Below are 17,213 nucleotides of genomic sequence, written 5' to 3'. Positions count from 1 at the left end.
ACATATTTTATAGTTTTTACCAATATCCTGGCGCTTTTTTACTTCCCGTGATTTTGGCAATTTTAGTAGCGTATCTCGCTTATCAGGAAATTTATAAAAACTTTTATCTGGATAAAGGACTTGAATTAAAAGTCGCCGAAGGGAAAACCGAAAACATCGCTTTTTTAAATAAATATGGCGTGATGGGAACTTTCATTAATAATGACATCCGTTTATTGAAAAGAAGTAAAGCCGCAAAATCTGCTTTAACAATGAGCATCTTTTTTCTGTTTTACGGCTTACTCACTTTTTCTAAAGGTTACGAAAGTAGTTTCATGCAATTATTTACCGGAATTTTCATAACGGGCGGATTTATGCTGATGTTTGGTCAACGTGTTCCGAGTTGGGATAGTTCGTATTATCCGCTAATGATGACTTCTAATGTTCCATATAAAGAATATTTGAAAGGAAAATGGGCGTTAATCGTGATGGGAATTTTTGCTTCAATCATTTTATCTTCTGCTTATCTTTTTATCAGTTGGGAATTGTATCTCACCGTTCTCGCAGCGGGTTTATATAATCTGGGCGTGAATTCTTACATCACTTTATTGGCAGGCGCCTTTAATAAAAAACCAATTGATTTGAATTCTAAAAGCAAATCCTTCGGCGGCGGCGGAAATAATTTTAATATGAAAATCATGTTACTCATGCTTCCACAAATGATTTTACCAATGGGCGTTTTTGCAATTGCTAAATATTTCTTCGGAATTTATCCAGCGGTTGGGAGTTTAGCCATTTTAGGAATTATCGGTTTTTTGATTCGAGATAAAATTTTCGATATCATTGTTAAAGTTTACAAAACCGAGAAATATTCAACAATCGAAGCCTTTAAAAAAGTTTAATTTTTTCTAATTTTTAATATCTATCAGATGATTTCCATTCAAAATATATCTAAAGTTTACGGAACGAAAAAAGTTCTTTACATCGAAAATCTCGAAATTCCAAAAGGTGAAAGTTTCGGTTTGGTCGGAAATAACGGCGCTGGGAAAACAACACTTTTCAGTCTTTTATTAGATTTAATAGAACCTACGACGGGTTTTATAGAAATCGATGGCAATAAAGTCAATGAAAATGAAAACTGGAAAAAGAAGGTTTCTGCATTTATTGACGATACTTTTTTGATCGGCTATTTAACTCCCGAAAAATATTTTTATTTCTTGGGCGAACTTCGTGGACAAAATAAAGCCAACGTTGACGAGTTTCTAAAACAATTCCACGATTTTTTTAATGGTGAAATTTTAAATGCCAAGAAATACGTTCGGGATTTATCTAAAGGAAATCAGAAGAAAGTCGGCATTGTAGGTGCTTTAATCGGAACTCCGGAAATCATTGTTTTAGATGAACCTTTTGCGAATCTCGATCCTTCCACTCAAATTAAATTAAAAAAATTAATTAAAGATTGGACGAATAAAGAACAAGTAACATTTTTAATTTCCAGTCACGATTTGGCTCATACAACGGAAGTGAGCAACAGAATTGTTTTATTAGACAAAGGTCAAATAGTAAAAGATATTATCACAACGCCAGAAACGTTAAGAGAATTAGAAGATTTTTTTGCGACTTCGGTAGAAGTTTAAATCCCCAACTAAAATCCATTTTTTTTAATAGAAACTGATTTTTTTTAATTCATTATCAGCTACTTACAGTTTAAACAATAAAAATCTGTTTTTTTCTGTAACCTTTTCAATATTTTTTTGTCTTTAAAGTAGAAATAGAATAAGTATGAAGATTTTGTTCAATAATAAAAAAGATGATTTGTTGAGCCGCCTGAAAAAACAGGATCCGGCTGCGCAGAAAATCTTCTATGAACAGAATGTGAAAAGATTTCTAAGCGTGAGCAAAAGTTACATCAGCGATTTATATCAAGCGGAAGATTGTGTGATCAAAGGATTTTGTAAGATCTTTAAAAATATCGACAGTTTTCGTGGCGAGGGAAACCTTGAAGGTTGGGCTAGGAAAATTGTGGTGAACGAATGTCTTAATTTAATTAAAAGCCAGAAAGCGGTTTTTTATATTGATTACATTCACCCATCTTTTCTGGAAGATTTTCATGATGAAATCACTGATTTTGATTTCAATGCGCAGGAACTTTTAGATCAACTTCCCGATGCGTATCGAATGGTTTTTAACCTTTATGTTTTAGAAGATTGTTCGCATCAGGAAATTTCCGAAATACTTAATATTTCTGTTTCAGTGAGTAAAACCCAACTCTTTAGAGCAAAAGAGAAACTCCGAAAAATCTACTTTCAGCAACAGAAAAATTTAAAAAATGAATACCTCGAAATCTAATATAGAACAGCAAATTAAAAAGCAAATCGACGAGCGAGAAATTACTCCGACGAGAGATTTGTGGGCTGAAATTGAAAGTAAAACTTCAAATCAGACTTCAAAAAAATCTAAAGTAAACTGGTTTCTAGTGGCAGCTTGTTTGGCTTTACTTTTTAGCTTAGGAGTTATTTTAATCTATAATAATGATGAAATTCCTCCATCTCAAATGGTAGAAACAAAAGTTCAATCTGAGATTTCTCAACCAACAAAAAACATTATCGTTGAAGTTTCTCCTCGATTTACCAAGAAAAATGAAACTGCTCCATTAAAAAACAAAGAGGTCATTTCTCCTCAAGAAACTAAAATATCTAAACCTGAAGTTATTGCAAGTAGAACTGAAATTGCTTTTATAAAAGAAAAACAGAAAAAGGACATCATAGAAAATGCGATTAATCCGAGTTCAACCAGTATTGCAAAAATAGATTCCGCAAAAATTCCTGTCAAGAGAAAAAGATTTGTTGATCCATCAACCTTACTTTTTTCGGTTGAACACAAAGATGTTATTGAAAATTCCAAAGATGGAAGCAATGTGGCAACAATAGATCTCAACTCAAAATAATTCAATATAAACTTTAAAAAATTAATATTATGATCAAAAAAATTATCATGATGGGCTTGGTATGTCTTTTTACCTCCTCTTCTATTAACGCGCAAAAAGCATTAACATTTAACCTTCCCTCTAAAAAAGGAACGGAGATAAGTCCGGTGGTTAAAGAGAAAGTAGAAGAATACGCTTTGAAAATCAATACGATTATTCAGGAAGAAAAAACACTAATGGAAGCCGAACTCAAAGTTCTTCAAAGTAAAAATTTAGACAAAGCTGACTTTGATCTACAAAAAACGGAAATATCGGATCGCTACGCAGAAAAAATAGATCAGAAAATTGAAGATTTGGGATTTGATCTTGATGCCGTTATTCAAAAACAGGTAAGATATTCTTTACTAAATACTGATGTTAATTCGGAGGAACAATTAAGAGAGAACCTGTTGAAGAAATTTCGCGCTACCAACAACTTTTCTGGATATTTCACTTATGGTATTATGATGCTTACCAATAATTTAGCTGATAACGATTTGGATAAAAACATCGGCTATAACAACAATCTGGAAATCGGTTTAAAATATAATTATCAGTTTAGCAGAACGAGTCCGTGGGGTTTAATTTCTGGTATCGGACTTTCTTGGAGAACCGTGCGTCTCGATAATAATATGATTTTTGCGAAAGATAGTAATGCAGGAGTTTCTGTAGAAAACTACGGCGGCAATATTGATAAAAGTAAATTGAGAACGGGGTATCTTATGGTTCCTCTTGGATTTCAATATAATTTTTCTAAACTAAAAAATGTCGGAATGGATATCCAATACAGAAGCTATTCTGATGGATTTAGAGTTGCTGCAAATATGTATGGCGGTGTACAAATGTCCACGAATAATATTGTACGAGGAAACGGTGATGATTTCAGAAACAGATCAAATTATCAGGTTAATCCTTTTGTTTATGGCGGTCAAGTTACTTTTTCTTACAACAGTCTTAGTTTGTTTGTAAAGAAAGATTTCAGCAATTACTTTAAAAACAGTCATTTCCCAAATGATAAAGCATTGGTCATTGGTTTGGGTCTTGGTTTATAATATTTTCATTCATATTCATATCAACAAAAAACTCTGGGAAATTTCCCAGAGTTTTTTGTCTATTTGTCTATAATCTATTCGTCTAACCTAAACCATATCCTCAGGTTTCACCCATTCATCAAATTGATCTGCGGTTAAAAGTCCGAGATGAATCGCTTCTTCTTTTAAAGTCGTTCCGTTTTTGTGAGCGGTTTTTGCAATTTTTGCGGCGTTTTCGTAACCGATATGGGTATTTAAAGCCGTAACTAACATTAAAGATTTTTCGACCAGCTCTTTAATTTTAGGCTCATTCGGTTCAATTCCAACGGCGCAATGATCGTTAAACGAAATACAAGCGTCTCCTAACAATTGAGCAGATTGCAAGAAATTATACGCCATCACCGGTTTGAAAACATTCAGTTCAAAATTTCCCTGCGTTCCAGCGAAAGAAATCGTGGTGTCATTACCCAAAACTTGTGCGCAAACCATCGTCATTGCTTCATTTTGAGTAGGATTAACTTTCCCTGGCATGATTGAAGAACCAGGTTCATTTTCCGGAATATGAATTTCACCAATTCCACTTCTCGGTCCAGAAGCTAAAAACCGAATATCTTGCGCAATTTTATAAAGCGAAACCGCCAGTTGCTTAAGCGCACCATGAGTTTCTACAATCGCATCATGAGCGGCTAAAGCTTCAAATTTATTCGGTGCCGTTTCAAACGGAAGTCCCGTAAAGTCCGAAATGTATTTTGCGACCAAAACATCATAGCCTTTAGGAGTATTCAAACCCGTTCCTACAGCCGTCCCGCCCAAAGCAATTTCCTGCAAATGTTCGAAAGTATTCGTAATCGCTTTCATGGCATAATCGAGTTGCGCCACATAACCCGAAAATTCCTGACCCAAAGTTAAAGGCGTTGCATCCATCAAATGCGTTCGTCCGATTTTCACAACGGTTTTAAAACTTTCAGCTTTTTCGTGTAAAGTATTTCTCAATTTTTCAACTGCAGGCAAAGTATGCTCAACCACTTTTTTAAACGCCGCGATATGCATTGCTGTTGGAAAAGTATCGTTGGAACTTTGAGATTTATTTACATCATCGTTCGGATGAATTTCAGATTTTTCGCCTAAAATCCCATCGTTATTAACGTGAGCTTTATTAGAAATCACTTCGTTCACATTCATATTCGATTGTGTCCCAGAACCGGTTTGCCAAATCACCAACGGAAATTGATCGTTCAGTTTTCCTTCTAAAATTTCGTCGCAAACTTTAGCAATCATATCTCTTTTTTCAGAAGAAAGCACTCCTAATTCTGCATTCGTAAACGCAGCCGCTTTTTTCAAATACGCAAACGCTTCGATAATTTCATGAGGCATTGAACCTTCTTCGCCAATTTTAAAATTATTTCTTGATCGTTCGGTTTGTGCGCCCCAAAATTTATCGGCAGGAACTTGAACGTCGCCCATTGTGTCTTTTTCTGTTCTGTAATTCATTTTTTATTTTTTTTAGGAGCAACAAAATTTCCGCTGCTATCCAAGTTCAGTCCCGCCTTCCGCTGTATCTTTTTTGGTGATTTCGGCTATGCTCAATCACCAAAAAAGGATGTCGCTGCAATCGGAGCTATTATTCAGTTTCGGTTTTTCTTACCAAGAAAAATCCAATTCCATAAAATTAACCAATTTCATCAACTTTAACAATTTATAACCATTTTAAATATCAATCAAAAGAACAGATAAATTGTATTCAAAAGCGACATTAAAATATTTCTATTTTGAATATACATAGATTTTATTTTGAATTTACATAAAATAAATACATAATAATCAAATTAATACAAAATAACTTGAAAATCTATTTTAAATTTACATAGATTTTAATTTGAATTTACATAAAATTATTTCTCCAAGAAATAATCTCGATATTGTTTTTCTTCATCGAAGTTTCACCACCATAAATCAATTGTTTTTCATCAATTTTCAAAGGAAAAGTTTTCGCAAAATAACGCAAATTCGAAAATAGTTTGTCGCTAATTGTTTTTGTAGATTTTATTTCAGCAATTTTCAAATTACCTTTTCCTTCACTTATCAAATCAACTTCGTTGTCGTTGCTATCTCTCCAAAACCAATAGTTCTGAAGCGAATAATGATGTGCATTTTCTTTTTGCAAATCTGCAATAATGAAGTTCTCGAAAATATTTCCTATTAATCTATTTTCAGAAAACTTTTCGGCATTCGGAATATTCAACAAATAACACAGTAATCCCGTGTCGTAAAAATACAGCTTCGGACTTTTGATAATCCTTTTATTGAAGTTTTCATAATACGGCTCTAGCAAAAAAACGATAAAACTGCTTTCCAAAATCGAAAGCCAAGATTTTGCTGTTGGTTGAGAAATTCCGCAATCTTTTGCCAAAGCACTCAAATTCAAAATTTGTCCTGCTCGTCCCGCACAAAGCCGGAGAAATCGCCGAAAAGCCATTAAATCTCGAATGTTTAAAAGCTCACTCAAATCTCTTTGAATATAGGTTTCAATATAATTTTGATAAAAAATATCGGAAGGAATTTCTCGGTCGAAAAGCGCAGGATAAAATCCTTTGGCAATTAACGTTTCAAAATGAATAGGCAACAAATCCGCAGAAGAAAGTTCTTGATTATCAAACGGAAAAAGTTTGAACATCGCAACTCTTCCCGCCAAACTTTGGGTAATATTCTGCATCAAATGAAAATTTTGCGATCCCGAAAGAATATATTGTCCTTGAATTTTGTCATTATCAACCTTGGTTTGCAAGAACGAGAAAAGTTTCGGCGTGCGCTGCACTTCATCAAAAATTATTTTATCAGAATATTTTTCCAAAAAAGAATTTGGATCTGCCTCCGCAATCGTCCGAATATCCGGATTTTCAAGAGAAATGTATTGATATTCTGGGAAAGCGGATTTCAAAAGGGTGGTTTTCCCCGATTGTCTCGGACCATTTACGGCGATTACAGGAAATAATTTGATGTATTTTCGAATGGTGTCTTCCAATGTTCTTTTAACAATCATATCCTTAAGATTTACTTACAAAGATAATCCTTATTTTGAATTTACATAAGTTTTATTTTGAATTTACATAAGAAGACCTACTGATAAACAGAATATTATAATATTTTAAAATATTTTATTTTGAATTTACATAGATTTTATTTTGAATATAAAAGCAAAATAAACATTCGGTAAGGATAAATCCATTAAAATTAACTTATTCTTTCAATTGCATTATTGTAAAGTATTATTATACAGAAACTTAGATTTGTTTCTTTGAGCTGAATTTTGTACACATTTGTAAATCAAACAGATACAAATAAGCAACTTAGCTTTGCGAAAAACACTAAAGACTTTAGATTGAAAAAAAAATACATCTCGTTGAAAATGTTGTGTTTAATGATTTCTTGGAATTTAGAGCGCCTAAAGGACTTGAACGTGTGACCTGCAAAACTCTCTGAAATTCATAAATTCTGAGTTTTTTTTGTAACACTTGAATCTGATTTTAAGGGAACTGCGTTAATCTGTTCAAGAAAAAAATCCGATTCGTAAATTAATGAATCGGATTTTCTATTAGTCAATATTATGTTTTTCATTTTCCTGTACTGGGACTTTTCGTAAGAAATTGGCGAACTCCTCACCACTGTAATTGCTTTCGCCACCGTAGGAATCCAATATCGTAGATAATTCACCTTCTTTATCTTCTATCAAATACAAAACTGCATTGTCATCTGCGCTGCTGTCTCCTTCAAATCGGTAAGACTTTACGATACACAAATCCGCTGGTTGATATTTTTTTTCTTCGTTACCCAAAACCATTTGTTTTTGAGAATTCATTGTGATTTCTTTAGTGACTCCTCGATCTTTGAGAATAGCAAGAACTTCTGAAAGTGTTTTTAAATTATTATTTTCCATGATGTGATATTTGGGAACTAACCAACAAAAAAAGTACCAATGGTGAAATATAAAGATTGGTTAAATTTGCTTCAAAAGAATTTTCTTTTCCCGATGTTAGCGAATCTAACTTTGCCAAAGTTTGAATACTTTACTGTCTCGATTCTTGTTTTATTTTTTTGTAGAAGATACAGCGATTTTCGATAAGGAAAGATTGTTTACCAATGTCATTGCTAATAATATAGCAGAAAACGGCTCCGATTTAGAAGATTTATTTGCGAAACTCAATTCCCGAAAAACCGATTTTCCCAATTATATTACAGATTTTCCCTTTGTAAATGGTGGTTTATTTAAAGATGAAATTATCTCGCTAAGTTTTCAAAAAAAACCACAAGACAAATCTTACATAAATCATTCATATATAAGAGCTTAAAGATATTTATTTCGACTTTTATTGCAGTTTTTTTATTCTATAATAACAATCGAATTCAGGCTATTAGTAAAAAAACGTTGAGCCGTTGCGTTTAAATTTAAAATGGTGAATGCGTAATATTAATGAAGACGCTCTATCTCTGCCTCAAAGAATTAGAAGAGAAACAAAAATCTCCTATTTCTTGTCATTAAATCTCTCATCTAAATAAATATTATTCAATTTAAAATTTCGTAAATTTGAAGCATTCTAAATAAGCAAAATGTTCGATTTACAATATATTCGCAGCCAATTCCCAATTCTTAATCAGAAAATTAATGGGAAAGATTTGGTGTACTTTGATAATGCCGCAACTTCGCAGAAACCGCTTTCCGTTCTCGATTCTTGGCAAAAATATTACACGGAAATCAACGCCAATGTTCACCGCGGAATTCACACTTTGAGTCAATTAGCGACGGAAGAAATGGAAATTTCGAGAAGAAAAATCCAAAAATTCATCAACGCAAAAAATGATTTTGAAGTTATTTTCACCAAAGGAACAACCGAAGGAATCAACCTTATTGCCTATTCTTTATTGAATTTAATTAAAGAAAATGATGAAATTATCATTTCTTATCTCGAACATCACTCGAATATCGTTCCGTGGCAAATGTTATGCGAAAGAACTGGTGCAAAATTGAAGGTAATCCCAATCGACGAAAACGGTATTTTACAGCTCGATTTTTTAGATAAAAATTTAAGCGAAAAAACGAAAATTGTCTCTGTTAATCAAGTTTCTAATGCTTTAGGAATCATTAATCCTATTGAAGAAATCATTGCAAAAACCAGAGCAAATTCAAATGCGATGATCGTTATCGACGGCGCACAATCGGCTCCGCATTTCAAAATTGATGTTCAGAAAATGGATTGTGATTTTTTCGTTTTTTCTGGACACAAAATGTACGCTCCAATGGGAACTGGAATTTTGTATGGAAAAGAAGAAATTCTGAGGAAAATTCAACCTTTCCACGGTGGCGGAGAAATGATTGCAACATGCTCTTTTGAAGAAACAACTTATGCAGATTTGCCTTTTAAATTCGAAGCCGGAACTCCGAATGTTGGCGGAAATATCGCTTTAGGAACTGCCGTAGATTTCATTGAAAATATTGGTCACGAACATTTGCAAAATCACGAAAACGCTTTGCTGGATTATGCTCAAAAGAAATTATTAGCAATCGACGGACTGAAAATTTATGGCGAAAAAGCCAATAGAACTGGAGTGGTTTCTTTCAATTTGGAAGGCGTTGGGATTTCTTCCGATGTCGGAATGATTCTCGACAAACTCGGAATCGCTGTGAGAACCGGTCATCACTGCACGCAACCAATTATGGATTTTTATAAAATCGCAGGAACCGTTCGTGCAAGTTTTGCGGTTTACAACACTTTTGAAGAAATTGATATTTTAACGGAAGGTGTGAAAAAAGCGCAGAGAATGTTGATGTAGAAAAATTACCACGAATGCACGAATATCTGTTATTCGTGCATTTTTAGCAACAATTTTATTTAAATAGTTTCCAAAATCTGTTTTGCGGCTTCTTTGGTTTTTACCTTTTCGATAATCTGTGTGCAAATTCCTTTTTCATCGAAAATAAAGGTCGTTCGAACGATTCCCATAAATTCTCTGCCCATGAATTTTTTCAGTTGCCAAACTCCAAATTTTTCGATGACATCTTTAGTTTCATCCGCCAAAAGTGGATATTGAAAACCAAACTTCTCATGAAATTTCTTTTGTGCTTTTACAGAATCTGCGGAAATTCCTAACAATTGATATCCTTCTTTTTTAAGTTTTAAAAAATTATCGTTTAAGTCACAAGCTTCGGCAGTACAACCCGGCGTATTCGCTTTTGGATAAAAGAAAACCACCAATTTTTTTCCTAAAAAATCCGTAGAATTTACGGTTTCGCCGTCTTGATTTACACTTTTAAATTCTGGTAATTGATCGCCAACTTGCAACATAATGTTTATTTTTGTTCAAATTTAGAATTAAAATGACGAAAAAACAAAGAGCAGCAATCGTGATGACGGAACTCGAAAAATTATATCCGGAAGTTCCCATTCCGCTCGATCATTCCGATCCTTTTACTTTGTTGGTCGCAGTCGCACTTTCCGCACAAACGACGGATAAAAAAGTGAATCAAATTTCACCAAAACTGTTCGAAGTCGCAGGAACTCCTTTTAAAATGAAGGAGTTGGAAGTTGATGAAATCAAATATTTAATTAAAGAAATCGGTTTAGCCAATACGAAAGCTAAAAACCTAAAAAGAATGTCGGAGCTTCTCGTAGAAAGGCACAACGGAATTATTCCACAAACTTTCGAAGAGTTAGAAGCACTTCCTGGAGTTGGTCACAAAACTGCTTCTGTAGTGATGAGTCAAGCGTTTGGTGTTCCAGCTTTTCCCGTCGATACGCACATTCACCGATTGATGATTCAATGGAAATTAACTTCCGGAAAAAATGTAGTGGAAACCGAAAAAGATGCAAAAAAATTGTTCCCGGAAAGTTCTTGGAACAAACTTCATTTGCAAATTATCTTTTATGGCAGAGAATTTTCGCCTGCAAGAGGAAATAAAGAAAATGATTTTATTACGAAAATGCTGTTTGAATAGCTCTTTTCTTAATCCCTCTCGCAGATTTTAATTCTGTAAAAAACTTATTGTTTCTTTGCCCAGTTCGCCATTTTACGATCGAGAACATCCAAAGGAAGACAACCTTGATTTAAAACTTCATCGTGGAAATTTGCCAAGTTGAATCGATCACCCAATTTTTTAGTATAAAGATCCCGAAGTTCCCTAAACTTCAAAGAGCCGATTTTATAACCTAAAGCTTGACCGGGTACTGCCATATAACGCTCTACCTCTGCAGTTGCGCCCGAAGCGTCATAAGAGACATTGGTAAGGAAATACTTAATGGCTTCTTCACGATTCATTTTTCCTGTGTGGATTCCTGTATCGATTACCAATCGCACGGCACGTAACATTTGATCACTCAAATAACCCATTTTTTGATAAGGATCGGTGTACAATCCAAATTCCGGGCCTAATGTTTCGCAATAATGTGCCCAGCCTTCCCCATAGGCACCGAACCAACCAAAACGCATAAATTTTGGAAGTTTTGTATTTTCTTGCTGTAATGAAACTTGATAATGATGTCCTGGAATTGCTTCATGCAGAAACAACGATTCCATTCCTGAGGTGACATTAAATTGTTTAGGATCAGGAATTGGGATATAAAAAATCCCAGGTCTTTTCCCATCGGGCGTTCCCTGAATATATTCGGCACTTGCGGTAGCTTCTCTAAATTTTTCGGTCTGTCGAATTTCAAATGGTGTTTTTGGGGTGACGCTAAACATGGTTTTCAATTTTGGGGTAATTTTAGCCAAAATCGCATTGAAAGCACCGATGACTTCTTTATCTGTTTTGTAGGGCATTGCTTTCGGATCAGATTTCACGTGGGTGATAAACTCATCAAGCGTCCCCGAAAATCCTAATTCTTGTTTTACTTTTTCCATTTCCGAACGAAGCATTGCCACTTGCTCTAGTCCAATTTGATTAATTTCTTCTGGCGATTTTGAGGTTGTAGTCCAGCTTTTTGTGTAATATGCATAAATTTCATTTCCTTTTGGCAAGGCATTAATTCCATCGGTAATTCTCGCTTTTGGCAAATATTCTGTTTCAAGAAAAACACCCATTTTGGTATATGCGGGAATTATTTTTTTTGAGACAACTTCTTTGTATGCAGCTGTTAATTTCTGCTTTTCTGAACTGCTGAAGGTTTTTGGGAAATTCCTCACAGGTCCATAAAAAATATTTTTATCAAAATCAGAGCTGATAAGTTCTTCGGCTTTCATTTGTGGAATCATTTTCAGCACTAATTTTTTGGGCAAAACAATGCTATTTTTTATTCCTTCTCGGAAATTCCCTTCTGCGGTGTCCATCCATTCAGGGAATTTCTCCATTCTCTTCAACCAATCTTGATAATCTTTTTCAGTTTTAAAAGGTTGACTTCCTTCTCCACTTCCTAGTAAAGGAAAATCGAGTGGCAATCCACCAAATTGAGTAAATGGAATATATTCTGGGTGATAAGCGTAGCGCTCGATTTTATCCTTTAAAGTATAATCTAAAACATCATAAACTGTTTTATTATCATCGTTCAACGATTTATAATCTACTTTTTTCAGTTGATTTTGAACGGAATTATAAAAGGTAATTTCACCAGAAACAAAATCTTTATCAATATTAATCGGTAATTGATCATTGTATCGCAAATCGCCTTGTGCGGTGGCTTCCAACGGATAAAGCTTCAAATATTGTTCGTAATAATTTGCCGCAATGGAATCGAGATTTGCAGGTGTTTCTTTGGTGATCGGCGAATCCGATTTTTTGCAAGAAGCTAAACTTATCGCAATTCCTAATCCGACAAGGGTTTTAAAAAATTTATTTTTCATTGCTGAATTTTTAGAATTGCTAATTTATATTATTTTGTTCAAAATTCCATGCTTATTTAAAATTCAATTTAAAGGAGAAAAACATCGATTTGACACCTACTTTCAAATAATGCAATTTATTTTCGAAAGACTAATTTTCAAAAATCAAATAAAAAATTTTGCACAATGAATCAATTTTTTATCTTTGTTGAATTAGTTTCAACATTAATTAACACTTTTTTCTTACAAAAATGAAAGGGATTTTAAAAATCTACCATCCTGAAGAAACCCTTAAATATCACATCAAAAGCAGTTACTGCAAAGCGGTTTATAGCAATAGCGAACATTTTCTGGAAGTTGAAATCATTACTGATGATTCTTTAGACCATGTTGATGATGATTCTTTGCAATATAATTTCCCTCAAATTTCTCTGAACGTTTTCGATTTTCCGATTGATGATGCTGAAATTGAAGGAAAAACCTTTGAAATTAAAGATTCAGACGATGAAACCTATACCGAAGTTGATCTTTTCGATGATGAAGACGCTTATCTTTATAACAGCGAACTTTCATTTGAAAAAAACAAAACTGGCGATTTGGAGCTTTATTGGAAAGGAGAAATCAACGATTTCTATATCGGTTCCGAAAACCCAATTCCCTTTAAATTGAAATGCAATTTTCGGCAAGACGAAATCGAGGTTGACGATTAATTTCGACTTTTTCCATTAATTTTAAATGTTTCTGGAAATCTCGCAAATAATAAAAATGGGTTCAATATTTGAACTTCAGCAAATAAATCATTTACAGATCGGCTCTTCAACAATATTAAACTATTTTTGTCGTTCAAATTTTAATTAAAAATTTAATCAATGTTCTTACAAGCAGCAGTTCAAATCGCAACACCCGAAACTCAGGAACAAGTTTTTTCTTTCTGGAAGATCATGTTTCACGGTAATGTTTTCGCCAATATCGTAATGATTACGGTACTTGTGTTGGGTATATTTTCACTTTACATCTTTTTAGAAAGACTTTTTTATATCAACCGAATGTTGAAAATAAATGATGCTAATTTGATGAATAATATTCAAGATTTACTAAGTCAAGGACGTGTGGATGCAGCAATTAATTATTGTGAAAGACAAAACACACCAGAAGCAAGAATTCTGGAAAAAGGCATCACAAGAATCGGAAGACCCATTTCGGATATTGTAAGCGCAATGGAAAGCCAAGGTCAAATTGAAGTTTCCAAACTCGAAAAAAACCTAAATCTTTTGGCTGCCGTACCAAGTTTAGCACCAATGTTGGGGCTTTTAGGAACGGTAATCGGATTGATTATGGCTTTCTTCAGCATGTCAAATGCGGAAGGCTCTTTCTCGCCAAAAATACTTTCAGAAGGAATTTATACGGCTTTGGGACAAACGGCAACTGGTTTGGCTGTGGCAATTCCCGCCAACTTTTTTTACAATTTACTCTTAACGAGAATTGACAAATTTATGTTGAAAATACAACATCTTTCGACCGATTTCTTAGACATCATCAACAAACCATCATAAATCTACTTATGAAACTTAAACGAAGAAATAAAGCAAATCCTGAGTTCAGCCTTGCTGCAATGGTGGATGTTATTTTGTTGCTCCTCATATTTTTTATGGTGACTTCTGCTGCCGCAAACCAAAGTGCAATTGATGTAAAACTGCCAAAAGTAGAAATCGAAAACCCAAATATTCCCAGCCAAGTTACACTAACCATTAAAGCCGACGGCTCGTATTTTGTAGATGATGTTTTGGTAAAAAAAGAAGCGTTGGAATCGGTGATTGTTGATAAACTACAAAACTCGAAAACGCCTTCTTTCACCATTCGTGCAGACGAAAACTCGTATCACAAAGATGTGGTTTTCGCGATGGAAATTGCCGAAAAACATAAATTCAATATTGCAATCGCAACAACCAAAGAAGATTAATCGTTAAAAATGAACGACCACAGCATCAATAGCCGAGAAGATAACAAAGACAAACTGAAAAGCGGGATTATCACTGCAATTATTTGGTCTTTGCTTCTGCTGTTTGTTTTTGTTTATAAATTTACCGAAAGTATTCCTGCGAAAAAAGAAGTGGTGACGCAAATGCTCATTAATTTCGGCGATAACAGAAACGGAAACGGCGTAGAAGAACCCGCAAACCAAGAAGGAAGTTTAGCCGCAAAAGCAAATCCAAGCGTTGAAGAAACACCCGCTGAACCCGAATCTAAAACAAAAATTATAGAAAAATCCGCCGTTGTTTTGCCCACGAAAAAAGAAACTCCGAAAGAAAAAATCATCACTGGAACAGATTTCAAAAACGTAGTGAAAACTGCAGATAAACCAGATAAAAGCATCAAAACTTCTACCGCTTCCGCATCTTCAAAACCTGCCGCAAAAACCTCAAGCTCCCAAGCGACCACAGGAAATTCTGCCACAGGAAACGGCGACGGAAAAGGAACTGCAGCGATAGGAAATTTAATTAAAGGAAGAGGCACAAAACCAGGATCACAAGGCGACGGCACAGGAATCGGCAACCAAGGCGATCCACTTGGCGGCGATGGCAACGGCGACAGCAAAATTGGTATCGATCGAAAATTAATCGGCTACATTCCTGGGACCATGGGACGTGGCGGCGCACAACCTTCACACAGCTGCTCTGCAAGCGGGAGCATCAATATCGCTTATACGGTAGACAAAGCTGGAAATGTAAGTTCTGCGAGGCGTTCGGGTGGCGTTTCCGATGCATGCATCGTTTCAACTTCCGTGAATTGGGTCAAGCAATATGTGAAAGCAGAAAAATCAAACACCTCATCTACAGGAGTGTACAGCATTACTTTTTAATATTTTTGGGCGATAATTTAACTTTGTTGAAAGTATATTTTCTATTTTTCATTTCTGCTTTTTTATGAAATAGTGACCTGTCTTTTTCTTTTAATTTATTAAAAAAAAGAACTTCGCAGAAGTCGGCCACAACGCCATTCCAAAATAAAGAGCAGAATCACAACAAAAATAATGAAATACCAAAAATATTCAGGATTTTTGTACCATGACAAATCAGCAATATCAAGAAGCAATCGCCTGGCTTTTCGTACAGATGCCGAGCTACCAAACCGACGGTCAAAAGGCTTACAAACCTGGACTGGAGAATATCACAAAGCTCTGTAGCCTGTTCGGTAATCCACAGGAAAAGCTGAAAATGATTCATATCGGTGGAACCAACGGGAAAGGTTCTACCAGCAATATGCTTGCATCTGTATTGCAGGAGACTGGCTACAAAGTTGGACTTTACAATTCACCACACCTTATTGATTTTACCGAAAGAATAAAAATTAATGGTGAAAACTGCGACAAAGAATTCGTTTACCAATTCATTCAAAAACTGAGAAATTTACCTCCGGAAATCACGCCTTCTTTTTTTGAGTTCACTACGGTTATGGCCTTTGAATATTTTTACCGGAAAAAAGTAGATTGCGCCATTATCGAAGTCGGCTTGGGCGGCAGATTAGACTCCACCAACATTATCATGCCGATGATCTCTGCGATTACCAATGTCGCTCTGGATCACCAAGATCTACTGGGAAACACCATTGAAGAAATTGCCTTCGAAAAAGCCGGAATCATCAAGCCGAAGATTTCCATTATTTCAGGTGCTGAAAATTCAGTCGTAAAAAACATCATTGAAAATTCCGCAATAGAAAAAAACGCTCAGTTCATTGATGCGACGCTTATTAGCAGTAATTTTAAATCTGATTTAAAAGGAAATTATCAGCAGAAGAATATTAAGGTCGTATTGGCTTTAATTAAAGAATTACAAAATCTAGGAATAAACATTTCAGATAAAAATATGCAAGACGGACTTTTGAACGTTTACAAAAACACGAATTTTATCGGTCGATGGTTCGAGTTTTCCAAAGACCCTCTTGTCATTTGCGATACTGCACACAATCAGGCTGGCTTGGAACAGGTTTTTGAACAGCTTAATTCAATCCCAAAATTCAAACATATCATCTTAGGATTTGTTTCCGAAAAAAATATTAACGAAGTTTTACAGATTCTTCCGGAGCATTCCACCTTTTATTTTGCAAAACCGGCTAACAACCGAGGCCGTCATCCACAGGATTATGAAGATTTATTAAAAAAATCAAAAATAAATTATAAAATTTTCAACACGGTTCAGGAGGCTTATGTTTTTGCAAAACAAGAAGTTAAACAAGAAGAAATGATTTTCATTGGCGGAAGCAATTTTGTGGTCGGAGAATTTTTAGAAAAAAATTTGGAAGATTAGAAATTTTTTGTACATTTGCCGAACCAAAATTTGAAACATCAAAAATGGTATCGGGCTCTTAGCTCAGTTGGTTCAGAGCATCTCGTTTACACCGAGAGGGTCGGGGGTTCGAATCCCTCAGGGCCCACC

Annotated in this window: 18 protein-coding genes and 1 tRNA gene; 14 read left to right on the top strand and 5 right to left on the bottom strand. The window is 34.8% G+C overall.

Features of this window, described 5'->3' with window-relative positions; all coding sequences use genetic code 11:
* The 5 genes from WBY99_RS05865 to WBY99_RS05845 all read left to right on the top strand — a co-directional run.
* Positions 1–881: DUF5687 family protein (locus WBY99_RS05865; protein WP_423975401.1), on the top strand; the 881-nt coding region annotated here is incomplete at its 5' end.
* 27 nt (positions 882–908) lie between these two features.
* The gene (locus tag WBY99_RS05860) at positions 909–1,616 is read left to right on the top strand and encodes an ABC transporter ATP-binding protein (protein WP_423975400.1); all 708 of its coding nucleotides are present in this window, start codon (positions 909–911) and stop codon (positions 1,614–1,616) included.
* Positions 1,617–1,761: 145 nt separating this feature from the next.
* Positions 1,762–2,328, top strand: a complete 567-nt coding sequence (locus WBY99_RS05855; RefSeq protein WP_423975399.1) for an RNA polymerase sigma factor — start codon at positions 1,762–1,764, stop codon at positions 2,326–2,328.
* Positions 2,309–2,926, top strand: a complete 618-nt coding sequence (locus tag WBY99_RS05850; RefSeq protein ID WP_423975398.1) for a hypothetical protein — start codon at positions 2,309–2,311, stop codon at positions 2,924–2,926. Before WBY99_RS05855 ends, WBY99_RS05850 begins: the two co-directional genes overlap by 20 nt.
* A 29-nt stretch (positions 2,927–2,955) precedes the next feature.
* Entirely contained in the window at positions 2,956–3,996 is a 1,041-nt protein-coding gene (locus WBY99_RS05845) for an outer membrane beta-barrel protein (protein WP_423975397.1), read from the top strand.
* Between the two features lie 87 nt (positions 3,997–4,083).
* Here the strand turns inward: WBY99_RS05845 and fumC are convergent, their stop codons facing one another.
* From fumC to WBY99_RS05830, 3 genes are all read right to left on the bottom strand, one after another.
* The gene (gene fumC / locus WBY99_RS05840; protein WP_423975396.1) at positions 4,084–5,466 is read right to left on the bottom strand and encodes a class II fumarate hydratase; all 1,383 of its coding nucleotides are present in this window, start codon (positions 5,464–5,466) and stop codon (positions 4,084–4,086) included.
* 391 nt (positions 5,467–5,857) lie between these two features.
* Positions 5,858–7,015 (bottom strand): ATP-binding protein, encoded by a 1,158-nt coding sequence (locus tag WBY99_RS05835; protein ID WP_423975395.1) that lies wholly within the window; start codon positions 7,013–7,015, stop codon positions 5,858–5,860.
* A 552-nt stretch (positions 7,016–7,567) separates the two neighbouring features.
* Positions 7,568–7,909 carry a hypothetical protein gene (locus WBY99_RS05830; protein ID WP_423975394.1) on the bottom strand — a complete coding sequence of 114 codons (342 nt, stop codon included), beginning with the start codon at positions 7,907–7,909 and terminating at the stop codon, positions 7,568–7,570.
* 121 nt (positions 7,910–8,030) lie between these two features.
* Between WBY99_RS05830 and WBY99_RS05825 the strand changes: the two genes are divergently transcribed.
* Together WBY99_RS05825 and WBY99_RS05820 are read left to right on the top strand one after the other, a co-directional pair.
* Positions 8,031–8,321 (top strand): type IIL restriction-modification enzyme MmeI, encoded by a 291-nt coding sequence (locus WBY99_RS05825; protein WP_423975393.1) that lies wholly within the window; start codon positions 8,031–8,033, stop codon positions 8,319–8,321.
* Between the two features lie 259 nt (positions 8,322–8,580).
* Positions 8,581–9,801, top strand: a complete 1,221-nt coding sequence (locus WBY99_RS05820; RefSeq protein WP_423975392.1) for an aminotransferase class V-fold PLP-dependent enzyme — start codon at positions 8,581–8,583, stop codon at positions 9,799–9,801.
* A 59-nt stretch (positions 9,802–9,860) separates the two neighbouring features.
* On the opposite strand, the gene bcp is transcribed toward WBY99_RS05820, so the two are convergent.
* The gene (gene bcp / locus WBY99_RS05815; RefSeq protein WP_423975391.1) at positions 9,861–10,313 is read right to left on the bottom strand and encodes a thioredoxin-dependent thiol peroxidase; all 453 of its coding nucleotides are present in this window, start codon (positions 10,311–10,313) and stop codon (positions 9,861–9,863) included.
* A gap of 32 nt (positions 10,314–10,345) precedes the next feature.
* Between bcp and nth the strand changes: the two genes are divergently transcribed.
* Positions 10,346–10,963 (top strand): endonuclease III, encoded by a 618-nt coding sequence (gene nth / locus WBY99_RS05810; protein ID WP_423975390.1) that lies wholly within the window; start codon positions 10,346–10,348, stop codon positions 10,961–10,963.
* 44 nt (positions 10,964–11,007) lie between these two features.
* Here the strand turns inward: nth and WBY99_RS05805 are convergent, their stop codons facing one another.
* Positions 11,008–12,801: a DUF885 domain-containing protein gene (locus WBY99_RS05805; protein ID WP_423975389.1), complete on the bottom strand. Its 1,794-nt coding sequence runs from the start codon at positions 12,799–12,801 to the stop codon at positions 11,008–11,010.
* 230 nt (positions 12,802–13,031) lie between these two features.
* Here WBY99_RS05805 and WBY99_RS05800 point away from each other — a divergent pair, with 230 nt between their 5' ends.
* From WBY99_RS05800 to WBY99_RS05775, 6 genes are all read left to right on the top strand, one after another.
* Entirely contained in the window at positions 13,032–13,490 is a 459-nt protein-coding gene (locus WBY99_RS05800; protein ID WP_423975388.1) for a hypothetical protein, read from the top strand.
* Between the two features lie 159 nt (positions 13,491–13,649).
* Positions 13,650–14,333 (top strand): MotA/TolQ/ExbB proton channel family protein, encoded by a 684-nt coding sequence (locus WBY99_RS05795; protein ID WP_423975387.1) that lies wholly within the window; start codon positions 13,650–13,652, stop codon positions 14,331–14,333.
* A gap of 8 nt (positions 14,334–14,341) precedes the next feature.
* Positions 14,342–14,740 carry an ExbD/TolR family protein gene (locus WBY99_RS05790; RefSeq protein WP_423975386.1) on the top strand — a complete coding sequence of 133 codons (399 nt, stop codon included), beginning with the start codon at positions 14,342–14,344 and terminating at the stop codon, positions 14,738–14,740.
* Between the two features lie 9 nt (positions 14,741–14,749).
* Entirely contained in the window at positions 14,750–15,640 is an 891-nt protein-coding gene (locus tag WBY99_RS05785) for a ferric siderophore ABC transporter substrate-binding protein (protein WP_423975385.1), read from the top strand.
* 205 nt (positions 15,641–15,845) lie between these two features.
* On the top strand, positions 15,846–17,084 hold the full coding sequence (locus WBY99_RS05780) for a bifunctional folylpolyglutamate synthase/dihydrofolate synthase (RefSeq protein WP_423975384.1): 1,239 nt from the start codon (positions 15,846–15,848) through the stop codon (positions 17,082–17,084).
* 52 nt (positions 17,085–17,136) lie between these two features.
* Positions 17,137–17,211 (top strand) — tRNA-Val (locus tag WBY99_RS05775).
* Positions 17,212–17,213 lie beyond the last annotated feature (2 nt).

The sequence above is a fragment of the Kaistella sp. genome (assembly GCF_049588135.1).
Taxonomy (GTDB): Bacteria; Bacteroidota; Bacteroidia; order Flavobacteriales; family Weeksellaceae; genus Kaistella.
The sequence above is the reverse complement of the archived record's forward strand: the minus strand, read 5'-3'. Positions and strand labels throughout refer to the sequence as shown.

Excerpts from the sequence above, each read along its gene's own strand:
- WBY99_RS05795 (WP_423975387.1), top strand. The coding sequence starts at position 13,650 with ATGTTCTTACAAGCAGCAGTTCAAATCGCAACACCCGAAACTCAGGAA.
- WBY99_RS05805 (WP_423975389.1), bottom strand. The coding sequence starts at position 12,801 with ATGAAAAATAAATTTTTTAAAACCCTTGTCGGATTAGGAATTGCGATA.
- WBY99_RS05850 (WP_423975398.1), top strand. The coding sequence starts at position 2,309 with ATGAATACCTCGAAATCTAATATAGAACAGCAAATTAAAAAGCAAATC.
- WBY99_RS05820 (WP_423975392.1), top strand. The coding sequence starts at position 8,581 with ATGTTCGATTTACAATATATTCGCAGCCAATTCCCAATTCTTAATCAG.
- WBY99_RS05785 (WP_423975385.1), top strand. The coding sequence starts at position 14,750 with ATGAACGACCACAGCATCAATAGCCGAGAAGATAACAAAGACAAACTG.
- WBY99_RS05800 (WP_423975388.1), top strand. The coding sequence starts at position 13,032 with ATGAAAGGGATTTTAAAAATCTACCATCCTGAAGAAACCCTTAAATAT.
- WBY99_RS05790 (WP_423975386.1), top strand. The coding sequence starts at position 14,342 with ATGAAACTTAAACGAAGAAATAAAGCAAATCCTGAGTTCAGCCTTGCT.
- WBY99_RS05860 (WP_423975400.1), top strand. The coding sequence starts at position 909 with ATGATTTCCATTCAAAATATATCTAAAGTTTACGGAACGAAAAAAGTT.
- WBY99_RS05855 (WP_423975399.1), top strand. The coding sequence starts at position 1,762 with ATGAAGATTTTGTTCAATAATAAAAAAGATGATTTGTTGAGCCGCCTG.
- WBY99_RS05830 (WP_423975394.1), bottom strand. The coding sequence starts at position 7,909 with ATGGAAAATAATAATTTAAAAACACTTTCAGAAGTTCTTGCTATTCTC.
- nth (WP_423975390.1), top strand. The coding sequence starts at position 10,346 with ATGACGAAAAAACAAAGAGCAGCAATCGTGATGACGGAACTCGAAAAA.
- fumC (WP_423975396.1), bottom strand. The coding sequence starts at position 5,466 with ATGAATTACAGAACAGAAAAAGACACAATGGGCGACGTTCAAGTTCCT.
- WBY99_RS05780 (WP_423975384.1), top strand. The coding sequence starts at position 15,846 with ATGACAAATCAGCAATATCAAGAAGCAATCGCCTGGCTTTTCGTACAG.
- WBY99_RS05835 (WP_423975395.1), bottom strand. The coding sequence starts at position 7,015 with ATGATTGTTAAAAGAACATTGGAAGACACCATTCGAAAATACATCAAA.
- bcp (WP_423975391.1), bottom strand. The coding sequence starts at position 10,313 with ATGTTGCAAGTTGGCGATCAATTACCAGAATTTAAAAGTGTAAATCAA.
- WBY99_RS05845 (WP_423975397.1), top strand. The coding sequence starts at position 2,956 with ATGATCAAAAAAATTATCATGATGGGCTTGGTATGTCTTTTTACCTCC.